Raw genomic sequence first — 11,370 nt, 5'->3', positions numbered from 1 at the left:
TCGACCATGTTGTCGAGCGTGAAGACCTCCGCGGCGGTCTTGCGTGCCTCGACCGACAGCCGCTGACGAAGGTCGGCGTCGCGGAAGAGCGACGTCAGCTTCTCGGCCAAATCGTCCGGATCGCCACGTCGGAACAGCAGGCCGTTTTCGCCGTCGCGGTGGGCTTCGATCTCGGGGTTCTGCGCCGCCACGTCGTTGCCAGTGACGACCGCGCAGCCGTAGCCGAACGCGTGGAGCACGCTGAGCCCGATGTTGTTCGGATAGCAGAACGCCCCAGACGCGGCCGCCGTCAGGAACCAGGGCGCGACCTGCTGGTCCTCGTAGATCGCCCCGGGCATGTGGAGGTCGTTGCCAATCTTCAGCGAATCGCCAAGTGCCCGCAATTCGTCTGCCAGATCACCCTTGCCGATGACGGCGACCTGCGCATCGGCGAGGTCGGGCTGCTCGCGAACCTTCGCGACCGCTTTGAGCAACACGTCCACCTCGTTGGCCGGCGTGAGGCGCGAAACGAACAAGACCAACGGCCGGAGGCTGCCATCTTCGCGGACGAAACCATGTTCCTGCTGCCAGGACCGCAGATCGTTTGGTCTGGCCAGCCACGACTCGCGGGCCTCGTCGACCGGTGCCTGATCGATCGCATTGAGCGCAACGAACGTGCGATCGCGATCAAACCCGAGGTCGACCAGATGGTTGGCCGTCGTGTGGTTGTAGAGCACCACTGCGTCGGCGATCTTGCCGACCTTGTTCCGCGTCCATGAGCGCCAGCCGGCTTCGCGCTTCGAGTAGCCGTGGCCCCAGAGGATCGTCTTCACGCCGTTCTTCTTCGCCCGCAGCAGGCTCGGGATCAGGTTCGCGTAGTGCAGGTTCCAGTGGGCGATGAGCACGTCGCACCCGCCCTTGGCCGTGCGGTTCCAGAGGCTCGGGTGGACCAGAATCTCGCGCCCGGCCAGCTTCAGGCTCTTCATCGGGATCGACGTTGCGGCGAACCCCTCAGGCTGAATGTTCGGCAGGTCGTACGACGCGTAATCGACGTGCAGATTCACATTTGGCCGACTCGCAAGGCCCGCGTACACGGCCTGGCGATACTTCGGCAGCGTCGGCTGTTGAATGACGACCTCGGTCGGACGATCGAGGCCAAGTGGTGCAGAAGCTTGCATAGGCGATGCTAAGTCATCGGCCAGCTAGAGCCGAAGCTGGTGTCCCTTGTCACGAATCTGCCGGAACATGTCATCGACGATCTGCTTCCACGTGTATCGCGGCACGACCGAGCTGTGCGCCCGCTCCGAAACCTGACGCCACGCCGCATCGTCCATCCGCAGGTACTTCAACACCGCGTCGGCCGCAGCACGCGGGTCCTTGCCGGGGACGACCGTCCCACCGCCTGCCGGGGCGATGATGTCGGTGACGACCGGAATGTGCTCCGTCCCGACCACCGGAATCCCGCACGCCGCCGCCTCGCAAGCAGCCATCCCGAAGCCCTCCATCACCGACATCGTCAGGAACACCTTCGACGTCTTGATGATGTTGGGCAGAATTTCGCTGCCCGCCCCGCTCTGTGGCAGCTCGCGCGGGCTGAAAACGTGGACGCGGTCATGGAGATTCTCGCGATCGATGATGCCACGGATGCGCTGGCCGATCTCCGGTTCCATCGTCTCGTCGAGGTTCAGGAACATCGTGATCTCCTTGTCCTCGCGTGCGACCAGTGCGAACGCCTCCACCGCCTGGTCCTTGTCCTTCAGACTGTCGCTCCGGCCGAATTCACAGATGTGCGGCCGCTGGAACAGCTCGGCAGGCAGGCCGAGGAACTCGCTGTGGTCCTTTGCCTGCTGACCCGTGAGCGACTCCGCATCGAGCGGCGAAAACCGTTCGACGTCGACGCCCGGATAGATGTCGATGAGCTTCTTCGTCCAGTCGCGTCCGTGGGCGAGCTGCAGGTCCTGCTGGACGAGCTTCGACGTCGACCCGACGAGGTCCGCCCCGTCGAGCACGCGTTCCTCGTACCGCTCGCGGATGAAGATGCTGTGCGTCTCCATCTCCGCCGCACTCAGCGGGGCCTTCTTCATGCCAACCGGCTCGTGCGGCACCCAGACGTGCAGGGCCTTGTCGAAGTGCTCGCACACATGATCGCCCAGCAGCCCGCCGTCCCAGAAGTGCGAAATGACGATCGCCGGCTCGAAGTCGTTGGGCAACTGATCCAGCACGCCCGGCACCGCGTCCTCGATGAGCGCACCGGTCAAAAACTCCTTCCGCACGAACGCCTTCACCGAGTCGGCGACGTGCAGGACGTACAGCTCGCGATCCGGATCCTTGGTCATGCCCTCCCGCATCCGCTCGGTGTACGGGTGCGTGAAGCCGCCGCGATTCAGGATGACGACCCGGCAGTCGTGGCTGTCGTGCAGCTCGCGGGCCATGTTCCCGACGTAGATGTTCTGCCCACCCGTGTCCGGCAGACCAGGGAAGATGTCGAGCTCGTGGATGCCGTGCCAGGTGATGAGAAGGACGTCCCGCATGGCACAAGTCTAGAGCGGCCTCTCAACTCGTCCGATCAGGCGGGCCCGGCAGGCGGGCATCCGATGCCAGTTTACGTTGCGGCCACAAGGTGTCCCGCCCGATCGACACGCACACCCCTTCCACACCCACCGCCGCGGCCCGAGGGACGTGTCTCACTGCGGCAACCATAACGGCATCATGACCGCCGAGAACCTGAACGGCGCCGAGATCACAAAGCGGTTGCACTTCAGCACCAGGACTACCTCCTACCACCTCCGACGGCGACGGGAGAGCGGTTAACAAGGCTCCCCCATCTTTCTCGCCCCTTGCCCGGCGGCGGCTACAACGGCAATCTCCGCGACGAACGCGAACGCTGAACCCCATCCATCACGTCCAAGAGCATGCGGTCCGTAGCAGATTGTGCGCGCTGCCGCACAAACGGCGACGTCCAGCGCCCGCTGCTATCCCAGCCCGTCATGGACGAGTTACTCGTACCTCGGTCAACCCATTATTGGAGCGTGATCGAACGATCTCAAACAACAATGTTGACATGTCGTACTGCACACAGACAGGCAGCCTACAGTTACAAGATGCAAAACGTTGCGCGATCACGACTACACATTTCGCACCCGGCGCAATCCTAACAAACCCAAAAGTGCAGGGCATAGGAGTGCGGCCGTCGGCATCGGAACAGGAACCGCACCCACCTCAGATACCGTGAGATTTCCAAGAATTTGGGCATTATAAATACGATTATTGCCGTTGTTCAAAGTCAAAGCACCAATGATCGGTGGCCCAAAGTTGTTCAGCTCTGCGAGACGTATCAATTCAGATGCATCATCTGAAACAACCACATCCACAGGCGCGCTGAAGCTGATAGAGATCGATGGGGCCGAAAATCCGCTAGTCCCCTGCCCACTTTCAATTTCAAATGGTGGTATTGAAGCAAAAACGGTCACGCTATCACGGCTGCTTCCAGAGGTATCGCTTGGGCTATTGATGACAAACAAGTTGCCGATATCTGACCGCACCGTCGGCTCTGGGTCGCCGCGAAAAAACAGGTCAACCTGTACGTTACCTAAAAAAAATCCGGTCGTATCGTCAGCGACGACATCATTTGCGGAAGTAACGTCGAGAGTAATGGAGAATTGGATCGTCTGTGAAACGTCGCTTAAACCGAAACGATCGTTCAGGGTCACAGCTGGTCCTTCAATGCGCACTTGCCCTCCTCTAGCGTGAGAGGAAAACAAAAAGAAAGAAAAGACAATGCAGAAAAAGATGACGTGTTTCATATCGACTTTCTTTACATGACCTGATGGCTGGCAGACAAATGGGTCGCGGACTGGCATGGGTAGGGCAAAAGGCCGTGGGGCTGCTTCTCATTTCAGATCAAGCTCTCACTCGTCTTGACGCCCACGCCGACTTGGACGAGTTTAGCTTCGTCAGAATCGACGTAGTCGCTGTGGCAGGAGGCCTTGCCGGTGTCGTCTTTGGCCTTGAGCTTGCCCTTGGCTTTGGCGGCGAGCTTGTGGATTTCGTCGGGGCTCAGGTGGCCGCGTTGTTTGAGGATTTCTTGTTGTTCCGGCGTCAGGGCGTCGCTGCGGACGGGGGCACCCCCACCAGCGCGCTCGTAGCCTTCGGCCTTGCCGCTGAAGAAGTCCTGGATTTCCTTGGAGATGCGGACGCTGCACCAGTCGTGGCCGCACATGGCGCAGAAATCGGTGTCGACGTCAAGGTCCTCGTCGTGGTAGGCCCGGGCGAGGTCGGGGTCGAAGCTCAGGTCGAAGTGCTTCTGCCAGTTGAGAGCGGCCCGGGCCTTGGTGAGGTCGTCGTCGCGGACACGCGTGCCTGGAATGCCCAGGGCGATGTCGGCCGAGTGGGCGGCGATCTTGTAGGCGACGCAGCCTTGTTTGACGTCGTCCTTTTTGGGCAGGCCGAGGTGCTCCTTGGGGGTGACATAGCAGAGCATGCTTGCGCCGTGGTAGGCGGCGGCGGTCGCGCCGATGCAGGACGTGATGTGGTCGTAGCCGGGGAAGATGTCGGTGACGAGCGGGCCCAGGACGTAGAACGGGGCGCCGTGGCAGAGGCGGCGCTGGGCCTTCATGTTGAACTCGATCTGGTCGAACGGCACGTGGCCGGGTCCCTCGACCATGACCTGGATGCCCTTGCGCCAAGCGCGCTCGGTCAGCTTGCCGATCTCGGCGAGCTCAAGGAGTTGCAGATCATCGGTGGCGTCCGCCAGCCCTCCCGGGCGGCAGCCATCGCCGATGCTGAAGGTGACATCGTACTCGCGCATGACATCGCAGATGTCTTCCCACAGGTCATTGAACGGGTTCTGCTTCCTGTGATGAAGCATCCATTTAGCGAGGAGCGATCCGCCGCGGGAGACGAGGCCGATGAGGCGGTTCTTGGCGAACTTGAGGTGTTCGCGGAGGACGCCGGCGTGGATGGTGAAGTAGTCGACGCCCTGCTCGGCCTGGTGGCGGACGGTGTCGAGGATGATCGTCTCGTCGAGGTCTTCGATCTTGCGCCCGATGATCATGGAGTAGATCGGGACGGTCCCGATGGGGACGGTCGAGTTCTGGCAGATGGCGGTGCGGGTGGCGTCGAGATCGCCGCCGGTGGAGAGGTCCATCACCGTGTCGGCCTGCCAGCGTTCGGCCCACTTGAGCTTTTCGACCTCTTCGTCGATCGAACTGCTCACGGGCGAGGCACCCATGTTGGCGTTGATCTTGGTCTTGCTCGCCCGGCCAATCGCCATCGGGTCGAGCTGGTGGGCGAGGTGCTTTCTGTTCGCCGGGATGACCATGCGGCCGGCGGCGACCTCGTCGCGCACTTGGGCGGGCGTGAGGTGCGGCTCCCGCTCGGCGACGCGTTGCATCTCGGGCGTGATTTGTCCGAGACGGGCGTACTCGAGCTGAGTCAGCGGGGTGAAGTCGGAGGGGTAGGTGACAGTGCGTTGTTGTCCGTCGGCTTGTTGGAAGATCTTGGTCGCTCGCTCCGAGGCATCGCTGCACTCAGCCTTCGGCGTCAGGATGGTTGTCCAGCCTTCTGGCAGGAAGTCCCACGCCGTCTTGTCGCTCGGCGCGGGCATGGCGGCGGAGTCGGGGCTGCTGAAGGTCAGCGGGCCGCCGATGTCGGGGGCGTTGGCGAAGGAGCCGGGGGTGGTGGCACGCGGTTCGTTCCCGGGGTTGGAGCCAATAGGGGGGAAGGTCCAGGGACGACGCATCGTGTCGGTTCGGGTTTCTGTTGCACGCAGACCCGTGGCGACGCTGCGCTCTGCCAACGGCTTCGGGGTGGTCGTTTTGAGAGCGGGATCTTGGGGGCGAGTCATGGTGCGTTTCCTTCGACTTCGTGGTGCCAGTCCATGATGTCGACCTCGGGCAACGGGGTGACACCCAGACGGCGAAGCATGTTGACGGCTTGGGCGCGGTGGTACTGACCGTGGACGAGACAGTGCGTGATGGCCGCCCCGTTGGTGAAGCGGACGGTCACCGGAGGTGCGTCCTTCGGGTGAAAGGTGCTCTCGTGGACGTAGCCGAGCTGGTCGTTTCGACGAAGTTCCTCGGTGAATTGACCGATCGCATGGGTTGCACGGTCGCTCCGAGCGATGAGCGCGTCGATCGCAATGGCTGAATCCGAAGCTGCCGCTTCGGCGTCCTGTGTCGTCCAGGGGTTGCCTTGGGCGCGTTGCGTCCAGCCCTCGACGCAGCAGACAATGTGAAGCACTGTCGCGTGGACGCTGCCGAGGCCGATGTCGAATGACTGGTGGAGCTGCTCGCGTGACAGCGGTCGGCACGCGTCGAGGACGACGCGGTTGGCCCACGCGAAGTGCCGAAGCAGGATGTCGAGTGGATCGCTCGTCACGGTGCGCTTCCCTACGCCGGTGCGAACCGGGTCAGGTTCCAAGGGTGTTTCTCAGGCTCGGCAACGGGCCGGGCCACCCCTAGCGACATGGCAGTGTAGCAGGAACCTAGACACGGACGATCACTCGTTCACACGCGCCAGCTGGTCGCCGTTGCCATTTCTCAAGATGAGCTCGCCATTCTCGAACTCAAAGGGCAACCCAGTGAATCGCTCGTCCTCTGGGATTGGCTCGCCGTTGGACTGCTCCGTGTGCTCGATTACAACGTCCTGCCCGACGATCGCCCATCGGCCGTCAATCTCCAGCGAATCAGCGGAACCAGAGCGTGAGGCGACAAGCACCACTGTGGCGGTTCCATCCGCTTCGAACGTGAACGTGCCAAACGCGCTCGCGCCACCGCGGACCTGCCAACTACCCAAAACTGCTTGCTCGACGGAATCGCCGGTTTCGGTACCTGGCTCCTCGGCAGGCTGCGTTTCGTCTGTCGTCGGTGCAAGCGAAGCGTTGTAGGCGAAGATGCGGATGTTCTGGTTCTCCGCTTGGGCCATCAGCTCGCTGAGGCGGCTCTGCATCTCGGACATCGACGGCAGGTCGACGCTTGAACGGTGGCCGAGTTGCTGGGCGGCGGCGGCGAGGCGGACGAGGGAGGCGATGCCGTCGGTCGCGAGCGATTGGTTTCGCAGGCTCGCTTCACCGAGTTCCGCCTGTCGGCCGGAGACGGACTCGGCGGCTGTGACGGACTCTTCGTACAGCTGAAGCGCTTCCGCGACGGCGGTGTCGAAGGTGTTGCCCGCGTCCTGCGTCATCACGTTGGTCGCTGTGGCAATCGTCGAAACGCCCATCGCCTCGGCACGCTCGGCCGCGGCTCGGAGGCGTAGCAGCGACAGAGCCTGAATGGCCTCGGCCTTGCGGAGGCTGGCGTTGAGTCGCGTCGCGTCGGAGTTACGCAGATTTGCGATCTGAGCGACGGCTCGGAGGCTCTCGCCGGCTGCGGCACCGGCTGGCCGGGCGTCGCCGCGCGACCCACTGGCAGCCGACGATGCCTTGGACGCCGCGTCCGCGTAGCTCGTCGACGCCGCCGCGAAGGCACTGGCCGCCTCTTCACGCAAGGCGTCAGACTGCTCAAACAGTTCGGCGAGCGATGCAGTGACGTCGTCGACCTCGAGGTCGCGAGCGACCATCGGGCTTGACGCCTCACGCATCAGTTCCGAAGCGATCGTCGCGGGACCAGCCTGGGCTTCGACCGACGACTCGATCGTGGTCTGCTGTTGGGCGAGCGCGTCGGCCACGCTGCCGAGCTGTGCGAGACGTGCCGTCAGCAGTTCGGCCTCGGCTTCGAGAAGTGCGAGTTCGCCTTCGAGCTTGGCCGTTTCGCCGCTGGCGGTGCCGGCTTCGTTGAGGGCGTCGGTGGCTTGGCGAAGGTCACTGAGGGCGTCATCGCCAGCCTTCTCGCGGGCCATCCGTTCGGACGCATCGGCCCGCTGCATGGCGGCCTTGCGCTGCTCTTCAGAGGCAGCTGCCGCTTGTTTGACGCGTTCGATCTCCGCGTTGACCTCGGCGAGCTGCTGCTCGATCGTGCCTACGGCATCGAGGTTGGCGTCGGCCAACTGCTGTCGCATGTCCGTGTAGACGCCAAAGCCGTTGATCGCGTCGACCGGATTGCTGCTGGTACCGGGATACGGCCCGCCCGTGTCCACGTCGCCGATTGCGGGTGACCACGGAGCGTCGCCGCGGATCTGGTCGGCCTTGCTGCTGAAGTCGGAGGCCGCGCTGTTGAGCAGGTCAGCCGCCTCAGTCAGGCCCTGGGCGCGCCGGGCAGTGTTCGAGGAGTTGGTGGCACGGGCGATGAGAATGTCGATGAGGAGTGCCGAGTCGACGTCCAGCCGGGCCAGGCCGCGTGGGGTGTCTTCGCCTTCGCGGACCTCGCCATCGTCCAGCAGAAGGAGTCCTTCCTGCAGACGCACGTCGCCGACGACTTTGGCGGCAAGGGCACGCATGCCGACGCGGCCTTCGCTGTCGGCGGCGAGGCGGCTCAGCGTGCCGGCGGCGTCACTTCTCGCGTCGTCTGCCACGAATCCCCCGACGGCCGTGTCCAGCTCGCGCATGGCGGCGGTCTGTGGGTCGTCGTCGCATCCGCCGACGGCCACCAGGGCAACAGCGGCGGCCAGGGCGTAACGGATCGGGGCGCGGGCGTTCATGGCGTTTGGGTGTCGCTGGCACCGCCGAATGCGGCACGAGCAGGTTCGGCGGCGCAGGACACGCCGCAGAGGCGGGTCCGCAGTGTCGGGAAGTGGGCCTTTGATGTCAACGAACCACCCCCGCCAGGGCAGCTGGAGACCGGTCCGATACATCGCGGGCGAACCGCATGCGACGATCGGCGGTACATGGTGTTGGAAGACGCCTGTGCGGCTTCGCCTTCCGCGGCGGTCGTTGAGTTGATACGCTGCGGCACCTGCTCCTGAGTCGGCCGTTTCGCCGGCACGGATGCTCCCGTATCTTGGCCAACGCCCCGTGATCAGCGACCCGCCCTTCTCGAAATTCGCCCGGCCTGTCAGCCGATCCGAACCGCTGCAGGAGGCCTTCTGCGGATTTGCCGGCCCGGAGCCCTCGTGGGCACCGTCGGTCAACCTGTATGAGGCCGAGCGTGCCTACCGCGTCTGCGTGGACCTCGCTGGCGTGGAGAAGTCGACCATCGACGTATCCGTCCGTGCCAACGACGGCAGGGGCCAGGCGAGGCTGGTGGTTTCCGGCAATCGCCCCGTCCCACGCTCGCCCGTCGCCGCCCAGGCCGGTGGCGGCCGGGTGAAGGTGCACCGCATGGAGCTCGACCACGGCGCATTCTGTCGCGAAGTCGAGCTTCCGCCGGACGTCGACCAGGAAGGCGTGAGTGCGACCTACCGCGACGGCCTGCTGTGGGTGGAACTTCCCAAGTCAGCGTGACGCAGTTTTAAGAACGCGGCCGGTTGGAGTGCGAACCGGCCCCGCGTAGCGTCGCCCCTATGGCCAAGCGGCTTGCGAAAAAGAAGACGAAGCGGCCTGAGCCGGCGTCTGTGAACGGGGACGAAGCCACCATCGAGGACGTCGATTACGACGAAACCGTCGAAGTCGGCTACGACGGCGATCGCCCGACGCTCAACGTCGCCGGCAGCTCGGTCAACATTCCCGACACGCTGCCGGTCCTGCCGCTGCGGAACCTGGTCGTCTTCCCCGGCACCGTCATGCCGCTCAACATCGGCCGGCCCAAGAGCAAGGCCTTGCTCGAAGAGGTTATGAGTGGCGATCCGAAGATGATCGCCGTCGTCGCCCAGCGCGACGCCGAGGACGAAGACCCCGAAGAAGGCGACCTCCACGCCATCGGCACGGTCTGCATGATCCTCAAGCTTTTTCGCCTGCCCGACGGCAACCAGAGCATCATCGTCCACGGCCACAACCGGTTCCGCCTGCACGCCCTCGCCCAGACCGAGCCCTTCCACGTCGGTCACCTTGAGCCGCTGCAGGACCAGGACCCCGAAGACGCCGAGAGCATGGCACTGGTCAGCGGCATCCGCGAGCAGGCTAAGCGGCTGATCGAGCTGTCGCCCAACACGCCCGACGAGGCGCAGCAGCTGCTCGACAACATCCAGACGCCCGGTGCCCTTGCTGATTTCCTTGCGGCCAACCTGCCCGGGGATGCGGACGAGCGGCAGGAAGTGCTCGAAACGCTCAACGTCTCACGTCGTCTACGGCTCGTCGCCGAGCGGTTGGCGCGTCAGCTCGACGTGCTGGAGCTGCAGGACAAGATCCAGACGCAGGTCAAGAGCAACATCGACAAGACGCAGCGACGGTTCTTCCTGCAGGAGCAGATGAAGGCCATCCGCAAGGAGCTGGGCGACATCGACGAAGGCCCGGGCAACGAGGCCGAAGAGCTGCGCGAACGCCTCGAAGAGGCCGGCCTGCCCGAGAAGGTCATGAAGGAGGCCGAGCGGGAGCTTGGCCGGATGGAGACCATCCCGCAGGCATCGCCGGAGTACGGCGTGATCCGCACGTACCTCGAGATCCTCAGCGAGCTGCCTTGGCAGAAGTCGACCGACGACGAGATTGACCTCCAGAAAGCCAGCGAACAGCTCGACAGCGACCACTACGGGCTGGAAAAGGTCAAAAAGCGCATCCTCGAATACCTCGCCGTCCGCAAGCTCAAGCCAGACGGCGGCGGTGCGATCCTCTGCTTCCTTGGCCCGCCCGGAGTCGGCAAGACGTCGCTCGGCAAATCCATCGCCGCGGCGACGGGTCGCAACTTCATCCGCGTCGCACTGGGCGGCGTGCGGGACGAGTCGGAAATCCGCGGACACAGGCGGACGTACATCGGCTCCATGCCGGGGCGGATCATCTCCGAGCTGCGCAAGGGCGAGACGAACAACCCGGTGATGATGCTCGACGAGATCGACAAGGTCGGCAGCGACTTCCGCGGCGACCCGGCGTCGGCCCTGCTCGAAGTCCTCGACCCCGCACAGAACCACAGCTTCACCGACCACTACCTCGACGTGCCGTTCGACCTGAGCAAGACGCTCTTCATCGCAACGGCCAACACCATGGACACCGTGCCGGGCCCGCTGCGGGACCGCATGGAAGTCATCGACATTCCCGGCTACACGCAGGCCGACAAGTTCCACATCGGAAAGACGTACCTCGTCCCACGGCAGCTCAAGAACAACGGCCTGAAGAAGAGCCAGGCTCGGTTCAACGACAAGGCGCTCCGCCTCATCATCGACGGCTACACCCGCGAGGCCGGCGTCCGAAATCTCGAACGCAGCATCGGCAGCGTCGTCCGGAGCATCGCCGCCGAGATCGTCGGCGGCGGGACAAAGAAGGTCACCGTCGACGAGGCATATGTCGAAAAGGCGCTCGGCCCGATCAAGTTTGAGGACGAACTCGCCGCTCGCACCAGCGTCCCGGGCGTCGCGACGGGTCTGGCCTACACGCCGTTCGGCGGTGAGATTCTGTTCATCGAGGCGACGCGCATGGCCGGCAAAGGCGGG

At 64.0% G+C, this 11,370-nt stretch carries 8 protein-coding genes and 1 riboswitch; of the genes, 2 read left to right on the top strand and 6 right to left on the bottom strand.

Translation table 11 applies throughout. The features are described from left to right. From AAGI46_12025 to AAGI46_12000, 6 genes are all read right to left on the bottom strand, one after another. Positions 1 to 1,157, bottom strand: a 1,157-nt coding sequence (locus AAGI46_12025; GenBank protein ID MEM1012933.1) for a glycosyltransferase family 4 protein, incomplete at its 3' end; no start/stop codon positions are given. Positions 1,158 to 1,181: 24 nt separating this feature from the next. Next, complete coding sequence (locus AAGI46_12020) at positions 1,182 to 2,510, bottom strand: glycosyltransferase (protein MEM1012932.1); 1,329 nt, start codon at positions 2,508 to 2,510, stop codon at positions 1,182 to 1,184. Positions 2,511 to 3,104: 594 nt separating this feature from the next. Continuing rightward, positions 3,105 to 3,782, bottom strand: coding sequence for a hypothetical protein (locus AAGI46_12015; protein MEM1012931.1), 678 nt, complete (start codon positions 3,780 to 3,782; stop codon positions 3,105 to 3,107). Between the two features lie 92 nt (positions 3,783 to 3,874). Further along, positions 3,875 to 5,824, bottom strand: coding sequence for a phosphomethylpyrimidine synthase ThiC (gene thiC / locus AAGI46_12010; protein ID MEM1012930.1), 1,950 nt, complete (start codon positions 5,822 to 5,824; stop codon positions 3,875 to 3,877). Next, complete coding sequence (locus tag AAGI46_12005; GenBank protein ID MEM1012929.1) at positions 5,821 to 6,357, bottom strand: DinB family protein; 537 nt, start codon at positions 6,355 to 6,357, stop codon at positions 5,821 to 5,823. The genes thiC and AAGI46_12005 overlap by 4 nt, the downstream gene beginning before the upstream one ends. Continuing rightward, a riboswitch (TPP riboswitch) is annotated at positions 6,349 to 6,448 on the bottom strand. Its footprint overlaps the gene before it by 9 nt. A 29-nt stretch (positions 6,449 to 6,477) precedes the next feature. Next, on the bottom strand, positions 6,478 to 8,553 hold the full coding sequence (locus AAGI46_12000) for a hypothetical protein (GenBank protein ID MEM1012928.1): 2,076 nt from the start codon (positions 8,551 to 8,553) through the stop codon (positions 6,478 to 6,480). A gap of 313 nt (positions 8,554 to 8,866) precedes the next feature. On the opposite strand from AAGI46_12000, the gene AAGI46_11995 reads away from it, so the two are divergent. Beyond that, the gene (locus tag AAGI46_11995; GenBank protein ID MEM1012927.1) at positions 8,867 to 9,295 is read left to right on the top strand and encodes an Hsp20/alpha crystallin family protein; all 429 of its coding nucleotides are present in this window, start codon (positions 8,867 to 8,869) and stop codon (positions 9,293 to 9,295) included. 59 nt (positions 9,296 to 9,354) lie between these two features. Continuing rightward, positions 9,355 to 11,370: endopeptidase La (gene lon, locus AAGI46_11990; protein ID MEM1012926.1), on the top strand; the 2,016-nt coding region annotated here is incomplete at its 3' end.

This window comes from Planctomycetota bacterium (assembly GCA_038746835.1).
GTDB lineage: Bacteria > Planctomycetota > Phycisphaerae > Tepidisphaerales > Tepidisphaeraceae > JBCDKH01.
This window is presented reverse-complemented; position numbering and strand designations above follow the sequence as displayed.